Origin of the sequence: Lentimicrobium sp. S6, from assembly GCF_013166635.1 — a bacterium.
Taxonomy (GTDB): domain Bacteria; phylum Bacteroidota; class Bacteroidia; order Bacteroidales; family UBA12170; genus UBA12170.
On record NZ_JABKBZ010000101.1, the window covers coordinates 1 to 14,869 of the forward strand.

Genomic DNA, 14,869 nt, shown 5'->3' on the forward strand with positions numbered 1-14,869 from the left:
CGCCCGAAGGGCACTTTACCTTTCTTTGGATTGTAAAGAAATTGTAAAAAGTGGTAAAGAGTTGTAAGGGATAGTCTTTACTATTCTTTACGCACGCAGTGCATCTTACCATCTTTTACGCACGCAGTGCATCTTACCATCTTTTACGCACGCAGTGCATCTTACCATTCCTTCCGCCCGAAGGGCACTTTATCTTTCTTTGGATTGTAAAGAGATTGTAAAAAGTGGTAAAGAGTTGTAAGGGATTGTCTTTACTATTCTTTACGCACGCAGTGCATCTTACCATCTTTTACGCCCGAAGGGCACTTTACTAAACCTTCCGCACGCAGTGCATCTTACCATTCCTTCCGCCCGAAGGGCACTTTATCTTTCTTTGGATTGTAAAGAAATTGTAAAAAGTGGTAAAGAGTTGTAAGGGATTGTCTTTACTATTCTTTACGCACGCAGTGCATCTTACCATTCCTTCCGCCCGAAGGGCACTTTATCTTTCTTTGGATTGTAAAGAAATTGTAAAAAGTGGTAAAGAGTTGTAAGGGATAGTCTTTACTATTCTTTACGCACGCAGTGCATCTTACCATCTTTTACGCACGCAGTGCATCTTACCATTCCTTCCGCCATAGGGCACTTTACCTTTCTTTGGATTGTAAAGAAATTGTAAAAAGTGGTAAAGAGTTGTAAGGGATTGTCTTTACTATTCTTTACGCACGAAGTGCATCTTACCATCTTTTACGCCCGAAGGGCACTTTACTAAACCTTCCGCACGAAGTGCACCTTACCATTCCTTCCGCCCGAAGGGCACTTTACCTTTCTTTGGATTGTAAAGAGATTGTAAAAAGTGGTAAAGAGTTGTAAGGGATTGTCTTTACTATTCTTTACGCACGCAGTGCATCTTACCATCTTTTACGCCCGAAGGGCACTTTACTAAACCTTCCGCACGAAGTGCACCTTACCATTCCTTCCGCCCGAAGGGCACTTTACCTTTCTTTGGATTGTAAAGAGATTGTAAAAAGTGGTAAAGAGTTGTAAGGGATTGTCTTTACTATTCTTTACGCACGCAGTGCATCTTACCATCTTTTACGCCCGAAGGGCACTTTATCTTTCTTTGGATTGTAAAGAAATTGTAAAAAGTGGTAAAGAGTTGTAAGGGATTGTCTTTACTATTCTTTACGCACGCAGTGCACCTTACCATCTTTTACGCCCGAAGGGCACTTTACTAAACCTTCCGCCCGAAGGGCACCTTACCATTCCTTCCGCCCGAAGGGCACTTTACCTTTCTTTGGATTGTAAAGAGATTGTAAAAAGTGGTAAAGAGTTGTAAGGGATTGTCTTTACTATTCTTTACGCGCAAAGTGCATCTTACCATCTTTTACGCCCGAAGGGCACCTTACCATTCCTTCCGCCCGAAGGGCACTTTACCATCTTTTACTACCTTTATTATCTTTTCACAATAAAATAAGGATTCAGCAAATCCTCCTTATTATAATGCAATTCCAGTCCCTCTGGGGTTTTAACTGTTCCTCCGGCGGCAGAGACTATGGCATGTGCTGCTGCGGTATCCCATTCCATGGTTGGGCCAAATCGAGGATAGAGGTGTGCGCTGCCTTCTGCTACCATGCATAGCTTTAGGCTACTTCCTTTGCTGATAAATTCCACCTTTTTACCTGTTGCCTTTAAAGCTTCAATATAGTCTTCGGTTTCTTTATTGAAATGGGAACGGCTTCCTACCAATATCATGTTTTGTTCTTCAGGCTTTACCTTTAACACTTTGGCAGTGGCTGGCAGTTCTTTGAAGGTTTCGCCTGGCTTAAGCTTGAATTTAAAAGCCATTTGCTCGTTGATGCCGAGGTAGAAATCCTCTAGCACTGGGGCATATACAAAGCCTGTTCGGGCTCTTCCTCTTTCTATATAGGCCACGTTGATGGTGAATTCTCCATTTTTCTTGATGAACTCCTTGGTGCCATCTAATGGATCTACCAACCAGAATGCTTTCCAATCTTTTCTTTTAGAATAAGGAATGCTACTTCCTTCTTCACTTAGGACAGGTTCTTCTGTTTTACTTAATACTTCCATGATGATATCATGTGCTGCCTTATCGGCTAGAGTTAGAGGAGAATGATCTGATTTCATCTCTACTCCGAAGTCACCACTCTCGTAGATGTCTAGTATGGCTTTTCCTGCTTTAGAAATAGCGTTGATGACTTGATGCTGTGTTTTTGCTGTTATCATTTTATTTGTGGATTATTTGTTGTTTCTGGGTGCTGGGTGCATAGCGCAGGAAAACATTTCCGCGCTAGTTGGATTCCGTTCTTATTGTAGGAGTTTGCTTCGTTGCTTCGCGCCTCGCAATGACTTTCTTCGGAGAGAGATTCTGCCCAGGTATTTTTAATTGAAACAAGGTCATTGCGAGCGTAGTGAAGCAATCCCCTTCAATCTACTCGAGTATTCCAATTACTTTTAGTTCTGCCTTCCCCAATCCTACGAGGGCAATGTATGATGTGCTAGAGTCCTCGGAGGATTTGCTTTCACCAGCTCTCCCACTCGCCTATTCGCCAGCTCATTTTGAAAACCTAATCTTTCAAATCTACTCAACCTTAAACATTGAACCCATGACGCTACGGTCAGGGTAAACTTTGAACCTTGAACCTTGAACCTTGAACCCGTGACGCTGCGGTCAGGGTTAAAACGATAATTTTCGCAGATTAAACGAATTTTCGCGAATTATTTATTGAAGAATCGCCAGCTCTCCACTCGGTTTGAAAACCTAATCTTTCTAATCTACTCTACATGGAACCCATGACGCTGCGGTCAGGGTAAACTTTGAACCTCTTAAACTTTAGGGTCGGGGCAAAACTGCTGAATAACCAAGGACGCTATCCCTTTCAGGGCTATCATCCTTTAACTTGACCTCTTCCATCTCTCAATCCTACGAGGGCCATGTATAATGTACTAAAGCCCTCGGAGGACTTGCCTTCGCTTGCTCGTCAGTTCGTAATAAAAACTACTCAAAAAGAACCTTCTCAAGTTGAAGGTAGCTCAAGATTTCTTCTACAGTGAAGTCTTCCTTTGCTTCTATGATAAGGTTTGGATTTGTTGGGGTTTGATAATCTCTATCAATGCCGGGCATATATTTTACTTCGCCATCTTCTGCTTGCTGATAGATTCCGTATTTATCGTTTTTCTTACAGAAGTCTAAGTCGGCTTTCATGTAGATTAAGTGGAAGCTATTAGACTCTGAATCAGACTTTGTATTAATAATCTCAGCTACTTGCTTTCTCACTTCTTGGTCTGGAGAAATGAAAGAACAGATGGTGATGATACCTTGTTCGTTGAGCATACGGCACATATGTGCTACTCTTCGGAGGTGTTCGGCACTATCGGCCGGACTGAAATCCAGCTCTCTTGACAGCCCACTTCTTACGGATTTACCATCGAAGAGAACTACGGTTTTTCCTTGGGCGAATAATTCTTTTTCTAGTGAGTAAGCTAATTGATTCTTTCCAGAGCCATGCAATCCGGTGAACCAGATCGTAGCTCCTTTTTGACCATATCTCTTTTCTCTTTCTAGCTTATTAATTAGGCTTCCCGATTTTACAATGTGTTCTTTCTCTTGATCGGTGATTCTACTGGGGAGTCTGTCGGAGCTAACTTTATCTATAATCATTCCAACAGCCACTGTATTATGAGAAACAGGATCGATGAGGATGAAGGAGCCTGTCTGACGATTCTTCTGATAGGGGTCGAATAATAAAGGTTTGGTGGTGGTCATCACTACTCTTCCTATCTCATTGAGCTCAAAGCGATCGATTTCGCTTTTCTCTAAGGTATTCACATCCACCTTATAGCGAATCTGGTCGATACGAGCTTTGGTGGCGTGGGTATTATGTTTGATATAGAATTGAGTATAGGGGTCCATGGGTTTCTCGTCCATCCATACCAACATAGTCTCAAAATGTCTTTCTACTTTGGGCTGGCTTTGTGGATAGACTACCATCTCGCCTCTAGAAATATCTATCTCATCCTCTAAGGTAAAAGAAGCCGATTGAGGAGGGAAGGCTTCTTGCACTGGACCATCGGAAGTTAGAATGCTTTGTACTTTCGACTTCTTTCCAGAAGGAAGGGCCATCACCTCTTGTCCAACTTTTAAAACTCCAGAAGCTACTTTACCAGCAAATCCTCTATAATCTAAGGTAGGTCGAATGACATATTGAACTGGGAAACGCAAATCTTCGAAGTTTCTATCGCTGGCTACATGCACACCTTCTAAATGTTCTAAGAGGCTTTTACCATGATACCAAGGGGTGCGCTCAGATAAATCCACCACATTATCGCCCTTTAGAGCAGATACTGGGATAAAGGTAATATCTGGTATATCAAGAGTAGTAGTGAAGTCTTTATATTCTTGACAGATTTCGTTGAAGCGCTCCTCAGAGAAATCAACCAAGTCCATTTTATTAACACATAAAACCACATGTTTGATTCCCAATAAGGAAGCCAAGAAAGTATGGCGTTTGGTTTGGGTGATGACCCCTTTACGGGCATCGGCAAGGAGGATGGCCAGATTGGCGGTAGAGCCTCCGGTGATCATATTACGTGTATATTGCTCGTGACCAGGAGTATCGGCAATGATAAACTTTCGTTTGCTGGTAGAGAAATAGCGGTAGGCTACATCAATGGTGATGCCTTGCTCGCGTTCCGCTTTTAGTCCGTCGAGTAGGAGAGCATAATCGATTTCTTCTCCAGCATGGCCTTCTCTTTTGCTATCGCGCTCCAGCGCTGCTAATTGATCTTCGTATAATTTCTTACTGTCGAATAATAAACGGCCGATGAGTGTTGATTTTCCATCATCCACAGAACCTGCTGTTAATAGTCTTAGTAAGTCTTTCTTTTGATCCTGATCTAGGAATTCTTTTATGTTTAGTTTTTCTGTTGCCATTGTTGCTGTATTGGAACACGGATAACACTGATTTTATTGATAATCACAGATTAGTTATTCGTGTAAATATCCACGAATTCTCGCTGATTAGGCGGATTCTCGCGAATTATTTTGTGTATATTAATCTTTTATATTGTAGGGACTTGGTCCCGATATTTATTAAAATACTTATGCTTCAGCAAGAGTATCTTTTAAGTCATGAGTAAATTTTAAGGAGTTTGCTTCGTCGTTCCTCCTCGCAATGACTCATCTCCGTATAGTAATTTTCTATAAAATCACAATTCAATATTGGAACTAGGTCATGGCGAGGCTGACCTTAGAGTCAGTCGTGGCCATCTTTTAAAAATCAAGGCAAATCAAAATACAAATCCTTCCGTTCAGGATTTGATTTTTCAATTAATACCACTTTTTTTAATCTAGACCCACCCTTTATTTGCTTCTCTCTTTTGATTGCTGATTCCATATCAGCATGAATTTCGAAATATACTAGTTTGTTGATATTGTATTTAGCTGTAAAAGACTTTTGATAAAATTTATCCTTATGCTTTTTAACACGATCTTTTAATTCAGATGATGTTCCAGTGTATAATACCGTATTATTTTTATTGGTCATTATATATGTGAAACCTAGCTTTGGCATTATCCTTCCATTTCAATTAGTGTTAATTAGCCTAATCCGTGTGAATTCGCGGACAATCTAAAAATACCCTTCCCGCTTTTTCTGCTCCATAGAGGCTTCTTGGTCGAAGTCGATGACTCTGGTGGTTCTTTCAGAAACGGTGACGGTCATCATTTCTTCTACTATCTTTTCTATGGTGTCGGCTTCTGATTCTACGGCTCCAGTTAGTGGGTAGCAACCTAAGGTACGGAATCTGACCATCTTCATTTCTGCTTGATCACGCATTTCCTTAGGCATTCTCTCGTCATCCACCAAAATCAGGTTTCCATCTACATTTACCACTGGTCTTTCTTTAGCGAAATAGAGCGGTACAATAGGAATATTCTCCAATCTAATATACTGCCAAATATCTAGTTCAGTCCAGTTGGAAATCGGAAATACACGAATGGATTCTCCTTTATGAACCTTGGCATTATAGATATCCCAGAGCTCAGGTCTTTGATTTTTGGGATCCCATTGGTGGTATTGATCTCTGAAAGAATAGATTCTTTCTTTGGCACGGCTTTTTTCCTCATCGCGGCGTGCACCACCAAAGGCAGCATCAAATTTATGCTTATCTAGGCCTGCTAATAAGGCTTGAGTTTTCATGATATCGGTATGTACTTTGCTACCATGACTAAAAGGGCCAACGCCCTCCTCAAATCCTTTTTTATTGTGATGAACGATTAAATCCCAATTATTGTCTTGAACATATTGTTCGCGAAAGGTGATCATCTCGTTGAACTTCCATTTGCTATCGATATGCATCAATGGGAAAGGTACTTTTCCGGGGGCGAAGGCTTTCTCGGCCAAACGTACCATGACGGAGGAATCTTTTCCAATGCTATAGAGCATCACTGGGTTTTCGAATTCTGCAGCTACTTCACGAATGATGTGAATGGATTCTGCTTCTAGTTCTTTTAGGTTTGTTAGATTATAACTCATATGTTATTGTTGTAGATTGTCCACGGATTACGTGGATTTTCACGAATTTTTATTATACAATTTGGAATTAGGTCTCTTATTTATGGAGTTTGCTTCGTCGCTAAGCGACTCGCAATGACATTCTTCGGAGAGAGAGATTCTAGTCAGGTATTTCAATTGAAAGCATGGTCTTTGTGAACGTAGAGAAGCAATCTCCTTGTAAGCTACTCTGGAATCCTTTGATTTAAGAACTACTACCTCTAGTCCAACCCTCGCAGAATTTTCCATCGCCAGCTCGCCACATCGACATAATTATGAAATCTTGACCGTTCTTTCAAATACTAGGATATTGCAAAGCTACAACTCGGAGAGTTGTGCTACTTCCTACCGCAATCCAAAAGAGGTCAAGCTAGAGCCCTCGGGGGATTTACCTTCGTCTATTCTCCAAACGCCTCATCGCCAGCTCGTTTTGGAAACCTAATCTCTCATTGAACCCATGACGCTACGGTCAGGGTAAACTTTGAATTTTTAAAGTCTCCCGTCCACTTTATCCTTAGGTAGAAATCCTTTAATATCGAATATAACAGATTGATTGCCATTGGTGAGGCGCTGCAAATCTAGATCGGCAAATTGCTCGTGGCTTACCGCTAGTATAATGGCATCGTATTTTGAGGCATAAATATCTACATTCTTGTCCATGGTTTTGATACCATATTCATGCTGTACTTCTGCTTGATTGGCCCATGGGTCGTAGATGTCTAGTTTACATCCGAACTTTTGTAGCTCGTCTACTATATCCACCACTTTGGTATTTCTAATATCGGGACAGTTTTCTTTAAAGGTTACTCCAAGTAGAAGAACTTTACTATCTAGAATCTTCAAGCCTTTTTTAATCATAAGCTTAATGACTTTATCAGCTACGAAGCGCGACATATCATCGTTAACTCTTCTTCCGGAGCGAATAACATCGGGGTAATAGCCTACGCTTTCTGCTTTAAAAGCTAAATAATAAGGGTCAACTCCAATACAATGGCCTCCTACTAAACCCGGACGGTATTTCAAGAAATTCCATTTGGTTCCTGCCGCATCTATTACTTCATTGGTATCAATTCCTAAGCGATCGAAGATTAAAGCCAATTCATTAACAAAGCTGATGTTTAAATCTCTTTGGGCATTTTCTATTACCTTAGAAGCTTCAGCAACTTTAATAGAAGTGGCCATATGTGTGCCATTTAAGAGGATGGTATTATACATATCATCCACTACTTTAGCTATTTCTGGTGTAGAACCGGAAGTTACTTTTTTAATGGTAAGCAAGGTATTCACTTTGTCGCCTGGGTTGATTCTTTCTGGGCTATAACCTGCAAAGAAATCCTCATTGAACTTCATTCCACTTACTTTCTCTACTACTGGAATACAATCTTCCTCAGTGGCGCCAGGATAAACAGTGCTTTCATAAATGACAATATCTCCTTTTGAAATCACTTTTCCCACCGTTTCACTAGCTTTCACTAGGGGAGTTAAGTCAGGTCTTTTGAACTGATCTATAGGTGTAGGTACAGTGACAATATAAATATTGCTTTCCCTGATTTCTTCGAGATTGGTTGTCAGTTTTAGTCCAGCATCTCCATCGGAGCTGAGTGCTTGTTGCAGATCATGATCTTCTACTTCTAAAGTGGCATCATGTCCACCATTTAACTGGTCAACACGAACTTGATTGATATCAAATCCGAGCACTTGGAATTTCTTTCCAAATTCAACGGCTAGAGGTAGGCCAACATATCCAAGGCCAATGATTGCGATTTTGTAATTTTTACTTTCCATTTTAGATGTTTTATGGGACTTGAAGAGTTTAGGGCAAAGAGCTTAGGGCTTAGGGCAAAGTGCATGGGCCAAGAGCGCATATCATTACTATAGTCTTCTTTAATTTATTTTTTAAATAAGGTTTTTCTTATTTGATGATTTTTGGTGCTAAAATATCAATTTATTTTTAAAGCTGATTTCTAGGTGCTTTATTCTTCTATTTCTGATAGAGGGCAGAGGGCAAAAGACATGGTTCTGCTCTTTGTACCAAAGCTTGTTACTATTTGCTTACTGAACTCTTCAATATGGCTTTTCTGAAATTACCGCAATGAAAAATGATTATGCTATTTTAGCTAGGTAAATTTTGAGCCATTTTGCTAAATACATAATCACAGGCTTTTTTTTGATTAAAAGTGGTAAAAGCCCCAATTTGCTTGAGTCAGGCAATTATAAATTTTAAATCTTAACTCTTAGATTTCAGCAGTATGCACTAAACTCTTGGCTCTAAGCATTATGCTAAATTCCACAGCTTCGCCTCCTAAGTCACAGTTCCAGTTTTGAACTTAACTAAATACGAAACACTTAAGAAGCCACCACCTTATTCTTGATTCCAGATCAGTAATATTTCTGTATTGGCGTGTTGTTTTAAATAGTTTTCAATTTCTTGGACAGAAAACACCAAATAACGGATATTTTTCTTGATGGTACTTTCTGTTTTCTCTACCAATTCTACCAAATAGGTTTTATCGATGCTCTTTCCAACGAAAAGGAGGTCGATAATACCGGTGTTTATGCCTTCAGCAAGCTTACCTACTAAAAAAACTTGCTGCACAGTACCCAACTTCATCACAACTTTATCAATGATTTCATCTAGTCCGATATGCTTTAAAAGCAGGTTATGAATTTCAGGAAATAGCGGATGTTGGGTATTGGCCCGAAATAATTTTTTATTGCCTTGAGCTCTAGAATCAAGAAGGCCCGCCCTCTCTAACTTATTCAGTTCTACACGAATGGCATTACTTGACTCTCCAAATTCCTCCTCCAAATTTCTTAAATAAGACTCAGAGTTGGAGTTTAAGAAAAACTTCAAAAGTAATTTGACTCTAGTTTTGGATGTAATTAATGTATCTAACACTGCGTTATTAATCCTTAGAATTGATGCCTGTTAATATTGAGTAACAAAATTACTCAATCTTTGCAAACTAGCAAGTCTTTCGCTTATGTTTTTACTAAAGCCTTAGTCGATTATTTAACAGCTATTCCAGAAAGTCAACAATACATTAGGTTTTGTTATGAATTCCAATAAGATAAAGTGGGCTTTATCAAATGGATTATAGTAAAAAGAGGGTGTATTATTGACTTTATCAGAAGGGGGTAATAATTAGCGATCTACTTCTATAAATTTCATTATTTATCCCGATAGCCCTTCAGAAATCCATATCTTATATAAGCTAATTATCAAATACTGTATTGTAGTTTTATGCTAAGCTCATGTTATCAGAAAATGCGTCATTACGTTAATGTCAAAATCAGGTTATTATTGAAAACACGAAGGCGTTTTTAACAAATAATCACTAATAAGACAAAAGAAATGGAAAAGAAAAGGTTCCATTTAGAAAGCTCAGAATAATGATCAAAACAGCAGGTTTACTTCAAGGGAAAACCTAAGAAAAGGAAGGGGAAATAAAAGTTTCGAATAATAAAAAACAATCCTAAGACCTTGATAAATGCTGGTTTAGAAAAAAATGTTATCTTTGCCTGACCATTTTTTAAAAACAATATGCGACACAAATGATAAAATTAACAAGCCTAAACATCTAATTTCCATTTTCTTATCAGAGTCATCCAAATGTCGTCATTTAAAATAAACTAGAATGAAGAAAAGAGTTTTATTCGTCAATCAAGAGATTATGCCCTATTTACCCGAAACAAATCGTAGTAAAATAGGGCGTTATCTTCCACAAGGAATTCAAGAGAAAGGTAAAGAGATCAGAACTTTTATGCCTCGTTTTGGAAATATTAACGAGCGTAGAAACCAATTACACGAAGTGATCAGATTATCTGGAATGAACCTGATTATTGACGATCATGACCATCCTCTTATCATTAAAGTAGCCTCCATTCAACAAGCAAGAATGCAAGTTTATTTCATTGATAATGAAGAATATTTTCAAAGAAAATTCACTACTGTTGACAAGAATGGTAAATTCTTTGAAGACAATGATGAAAGAACTGTTTTCTTTAGTAGAGGGGTTTTAGAAACCGTAAAAAAATTAGGATGGGCACCAGACATCGTTCACTGCCATGGCTGGATGTCGGCATTGGTTCCATTATACATTAAGAAAGCATTTAAAGACAATCCTTTATTTAATGACACAAAAATTATTGTTTCACTTTATAATGATCATTTTGATGCTCAATTAAATGATAACCTTCCACAGAAGATTAAAATGGAGGGTATTGATGATACTGATTTAGACATTTACAAAGGTGGAAACTATATGGATCTAATGTTTGGAGCGTTGCAATATGCCGATGCCATTATATATGGAGCAGAAGAATTATCTGCTGATTATGTAAAGATGGCAGAAGAGACCGGTAAGCCTATCCTCACCTATCAGCCTGAGGAAGACTATGTTAATGCCTATAACACATTCTACGATTCTCTCTTAGAGGATTAGTTCTTAAAAAAAGATAAATCACTTTTCTAAATAGAAGCCTTTGCATACTTTCGCCAAAGCAATAGAATGAGATGATGAATATGAAAAAAATACTCTCAAGCGGCCTGTTGATCGTCATCACGGCTGCTTTACTTTTTTCCTGTAAAAAGGACATTAGCAAGATAGGTGTTGACATTGTGGGTGAAAATCCATTAGAAGTCATCTATATGGATACTGTAACTATAAATGTTTATAGTGAACTAATTGATAGCCTTCGTACCGATGAGTTATCGGCACATGTGGTCGGTGCCATCAAAGATCCAGTATTTGGCACGCTAAATGCCAGCGTTTACAGCCAGTTCAATATTGATCCCGGAAACGAAAGCTATAGCTTTGGTGATACTCCAGAAATTGATTCTGTTGTACTCTATATAGCTTATGCCAATGTGGATTTGTATGGAGACACCGCCTATAGGCATGAGTGGGTGGTATATGAGCTTGGAGATGAATTAACAGCAGATTCTGCCTACTATTCCTTTCAGAATACTAGACTCAAGCAGGAACCTATTGCGTATACAAGTTTTATCCCCAATTATGATTCGGTTGAGTTTATCGAGGAAAATACCATTGATGGAACCTATGACACTTCAATGATTCTTAATCCTGTTAAAATTTATCTTTCTACTGAATTTGGACAGCGAATCATTTCTAGTGACTCTTCAGTTTTTGAAGATGACGGAACTTTAAGTGAAGTATTTAAGGGGATTTATATTACTACACTAGAACAGAACCTGCCTTCAAGTGGTGGTAGTTTAGTGGATCTTAATTTCCAAAGTGACGATACTTTCATCCGATTCTATTATCATAATGAAGAAGAGGATAGCTTAAGTTACGATTTGGTAGTGAACTATAATACTGCTCGATTTAGTAATTTTAATCATTATGAGTATCGTGATGCTAGTCCTGAGTTTAGGTCTCAGGTGATTGATGGACATACGGAGGATGGTAAAGAATTGATATACCTGCAAGGATTAGCAGGTGTTAGAACAGTTGTTGAATTTCCTTATTTAAACAAAATAGATGATTATTATAATTATGCAGTTAACGAGGCCAAGTTATTCATCTATAATCAAGATGAGGAATCAGGTTATACTCCTATTTCTTCATTAACCTTAAGTCAGAAGGTAGTCATTGATAGTGTAGACTATCAATATACGGTGCCAGATGCTAGTAGTGGTGATAATTATTTCAGCGGAAAATACGATCAGACTGAGCATAGATACTTTTTCAGAATCACCCAATATATTCAGGATGTGATTCAAGGATTTACGGCTGACAACAAACTAAGAGTAGAAATCATTGGTGGAGCCATTCACCCTAATCGACTGATAGGATATGGATACGAGCCTATGATGGACGAGAGTAAGCGTATACAACTGCATGTGACTTATACTAAAATAGACAATGACGATGTAGCTGCTGAGGAATAAACCCTCTTGCCTTTAGGTAGTCCAGATATATCAAGAAGTCTAATAAGTTTCACCTATGAAACTTTTAGACTTCTTTTATTTTGTGCTACATACACATTTTTTCTCTCAGCCGATTTTAGTAAAACCCTTTTGAAGCATTGTGATACGGCTATTTCGTATCCTCTTCAGACAACAATACCATTTTAAGGCACATTCGGTTTAAACTCCTTTTAATACAATAGAAAGTCAATCGGCTGAAAGAGAAAGCAAGTTTAAAGAATTATTTAGGGCAGATATCCTTGCTTTTCCTATCTTTAGTCCTTCAAAAATAAGACAGAAGTATGGCTTCTAAAAAGAAAAAATCAGTTAAGAAATCCTCAATGCTGCAAAACAGGGATCTATGGATTTATGGTCTTATCATCCTATTTGGCTTTACCCTATATTCAAACACTATAAATCATGGCTTTGTTCTAGACGATCCCATCATCACCACAGAAAACAAATTTGTGAATGAAGGCTTTAGCGGCTTAAAAGACATCTTTAGCCATGGATATCTATATGGCTTTAATAGATTAGAAGGACTAACTTACAGACCTTTAGTATTGGCTAGTTTGGCCATAGAAACAGCCATATGGGGCTCTAATCCCAGTGTGCACCATTTTTTCAATCTTTTCTTTTTTGTTTTAACAGGACTCCTACTTTTCTTATTTACTTCAAGATTATTTCCAAACGAGTCTGTTTGGCTCCCAATGGGCATCACATTGTTATTTTTGGCTCATCCTATTCACACAGAAGTAGTTGCCAATATTAAAAGTCGTGATGAAATACTCTCTTTCCTATTTGGTATCACCTCATTATTATTTCTCTTTAAGTATACAGATGAAAATAAAATTAAAAACTTAATGCTTAGTTTGCTCTTCTTTTTTTTCAGCTTAATTTCTAAAGAAACAGGATTGGCATTTATTGGAGTCATACCTCTTAGTCTATATTTTTTCCGAAGCATATCGTTAAAAAAAATAGTAAAAATCAGCAGCCCCTTTTTGGGATTTATTATATTATATTTTCTAATCAGATATTTGATCCTTGATGAATATTCCTCTGTGGAAGACATGGATAAAATCAATAACTCACTCATGGCACTTTCAGGTATAGAGCTCTGGGCTACAAAAATCATGATTTTGGGTAAATACTTGGTCTTGCTTCTGTTTCCTCATCCCTTGAGCTATGATTATTCTTTTAATCAAATTCCTGCGGTAGGCATGGGAGATTGGAAGTTTATATTAGCTCTAATTGCCTATATTAGCCTGTTTGCTTATGCTATTTATGGCTTGATAAAGAAAAAACCCTTAGCCTATGGCATTATTTTCTTTTTAAGCCTACTCTTTTTGGTTTCCAACCTCTTTGTCATTATCGGAGCGACCATGGCTGAAAGGTTTGTATACGCCTCTAGTTTTGGCTTTACTTTTGCACTAGGATATGCTTTATATAAATATCTCGATCGAAAAATCTTTTACTATGTATTAGGAACAATTCTTCTTCTATACAGCTTTAAAACCATATCGAGAAATTCAGATTGGGAATCCCCGTATACTCTGTATAAATCTGGCCTCATCACTGCTCCGAACAGCGCCAGAGCAGCCAATCACTTTGGAACTTATCACAGACAAGAAGCTGAAAAAAGCACCAATACAACCTCTCGTTCCAATAACTATCAAGAAGCCATTAAACATTACCAAAAGGCGCTTGTTATCTATCCTCAGTATAGAGAAGCTGAATATAATCAAGGAGTCTGTTATAATGCCATCGGAAAAAAAGAGCTTGCTAGAGCTTGCTATGAAAGAGTTTTAGAATACGATCCTAATGATTTGAATACCTTAAACAATATGGGGGTGTATTATTTCGAGAAGAAAAATTATGAAAAGGGAATTGAATTTTGGAAAAGAGTGATTGCTATCAATAATCAAGACATTCTGGTTTTAGGGAATTTGGCGGCAGCCTACTTTAATTTAGGGGAACATGAAAAATCAATCGAATATCAACTACGCATACTCCAAATAGAGCCTTATAATAAAAAAGCTTTAGGGCTCATGATCAGGTCCTATAAGGCCTTAGGAAATCACGAAAAGGCTCTGGAGTTCCAAGAAAGACTAAAGTAGAAACTCGTTTTTATTTCGTGGTTCTGATGGTTAGGTGGGTAACGATGGGTGCATAGACGGAATGGTTGTGCTGGGTACTGGGTGCTGGGTTTAAGGTAAAGAGCAATGGGTCCTGAACTAAGGGCTAAGACAAAATAATGGCTCATGTTAATTTTTATGGGGAGAATCAGAATAAAGAGTTCGGATTAAAGAGTAGCAAATATGAATTGATGTTTTGCTTCACAAGGCATAATATTTAGTGTAGATTGAAATTATAGCCTTTTTTA

General features: G+C 38.2%; 9 protein-coding genes. 3 read left to right on the plus strand and 6 right to left on the minus strand.

Features of this window, described 5'->3' with window-relative positions:
- Positions 1-1,434 precede the first annotated feature (1,434 nt).
- From cysQ to HNS40_RS20380, 6 genes are all read right to left on the minus strand, one after another.
- Positions 1,435-2,226 (minus strand): 3'(2'),5'-bisphosphate nucleotidase CysQ, encoded by a 792-nt coding sequence (gene cysQ / locus HNS40_RS20355; RefSeq protein ID WP_172284420.1) that lies wholly within the window; start codon positions 2,224-2,226, stop codon positions 1,435-1,437.
- Positions 2,227-2,998: 772 nt separating this feature from the next.
- On the minus strand, positions 2,999-4,933 hold the full coding sequence (cysN, locus tag HNS40_RS20360) for a sulfate adenylyltransferase subunit CysN (protein ID WP_172284422.1): 1,935 nt from the start codon (positions 4,931-4,933) through the stop codon (positions 2,999-3,001).
- Positions 4,934-5,279: 346 nt separating this feature from the next.
- The gene (locus tag HNS40_RS20365; RefSeq protein ID WP_172284424.1) at positions 5,280-5,573 is read right to left on the minus strand and encodes a GIY-YIG nuclease family protein; all 294 of its coding nucleotides are present in this window, start codon (positions 5,571-5,573) and stop codon (positions 5,280-5,282) included.
- Between the two features lie 57 nt (positions 5,574-5,630).
- On the minus strand, positions 5,631-6,536 hold the full coding sequence (gene cysD / locus HNS40_RS20370; RefSeq protein ID WP_172284426.1) for a sulfate adenylyltransferase subunit CysD: 906 nt from the start codon (positions 6,534-6,536) through the stop codon (positions 5,631-5,633).
- A gap of 507 nt (positions 6,537-7,043) precedes the next feature.
- Positions 7,044-8,339 carry a nucleotide sugar dehydrogenase gene (locus HNS40_RS20375; protein WP_172284437.1) on the minus strand — a complete coding sequence of 432 codons (1,296 nt, stop codon included), beginning with the start codon at positions 8,337-8,339 and terminating at the stop codon, positions 7,044-7,046.
- Between the two features lie 577 nt (positions 8,340-8,916).
- Positions 8,917-9,408 carry a winged helix-turn-helix domain-containing protein gene (locus tag HNS40_RS20380; protein WP_216663781.1) on the minus strand — a complete coding sequence of 164 codons (492 nt, stop codon included), beginning with the start codon at positions 9,406-9,408 and terminating at the stop codon, positions 8,917-8,919.
- 784 nt (positions 9,409-10,192) lie between these two features.
- Between HNS40_RS20380 and HNS40_RS20385 the strand changes: the two genes are divergently transcribed.
- The 3 genes from HNS40_RS20385 (at position 10,193) to HNS40_RS20395 (ending at position 14,603) form a co-directional block, all read left to right on the plus strand.
- Entirely contained in the window at positions 10,193-10,999 is an 807-nt protein-coding gene (locus HNS40_RS20385) for a glycogen/starch synthase (RefSeq protein ID WP_172284439.1), read from the plus strand.
- 80 nt (positions 11,000-11,079) lie between these two features.
- Positions 11,080-12,468 (plus strand): DUF4270 family protein, encoded by a 1,389-nt coding sequence (locus HNS40_RS20390; RefSeq protein ID WP_172284440.1) that lies wholly within the window; start codon positions 11,080-11,082, stop codon positions 12,466-12,468.
- Positions 12,469-12,827: 359 nt separating this feature from the next.
- Positions 12,828-14,603 (plus strand): tetratricopeptide repeat protein, encoded by a 1,776-nt coding sequence (locus tag HNS40_RS20395; RefSeq protein ID WP_172284441.1) that lies wholly within the window; start codon positions 12,828-12,830, stop codon positions 14,601-14,603.
- The last annotated feature ends 266 nt before the right edge of the window (positions 14,604-14,869 follow it).

Coding starts and splice junctions, on each gene's coding strand:
- HNS40_RS20395 (WP_172284441.1), top strand. CDS start 12,828: ATGCTGCAAAACAGGGATCTATGGATTTATGGTCTTATCATCCTATTT.
- cysN (WP_172284422.1), bottom strand. CDS start 4,933: ATGGCAACAGAAAAACTAAACATAAAAGAATTCCTAGATCAGGATCAA.
- HNS40_RS20365 (WP_172284424.1), bottom strand. CDS start 5,573: ATGCCAAAGCTAGGTTTCACATATATAATGACCAATAAAAATAATACG.
- HNS40_RS20390 (WP_172284440.1), top strand. CDS start 11,080: ATGAAAAAAATACTCTCAAGCGGCCTGTTGATCGTCATCACGGCTGCT.
- HNS40_RS20375 (WP_172284437.1), bottom strand. CDS start 8,339: ATGGAAAGTAAAAATTACAAAATCGCAATCATTGGCCTTGGATATGTT.
- HNS40_RS20385 (WP_172284439.1), top strand. CDS start 10,193: ATGAAGAAAAGAGTTTTATTCGTCAATCAAGAGATTATGCCCTATTTA.
- cysQ (WP_172284420.1), bottom strand. CDS start 2,226: ATGATAACAGCAAAAACACAGCATCAAGTCATCAACGCTATTTCTAAA.
- cysD (WP_172284426.1), bottom strand. CDS start 6,536: ATGAGTTATAATCTAACAAACCTAAAAGAACTAGAAGCAGAATCCATT.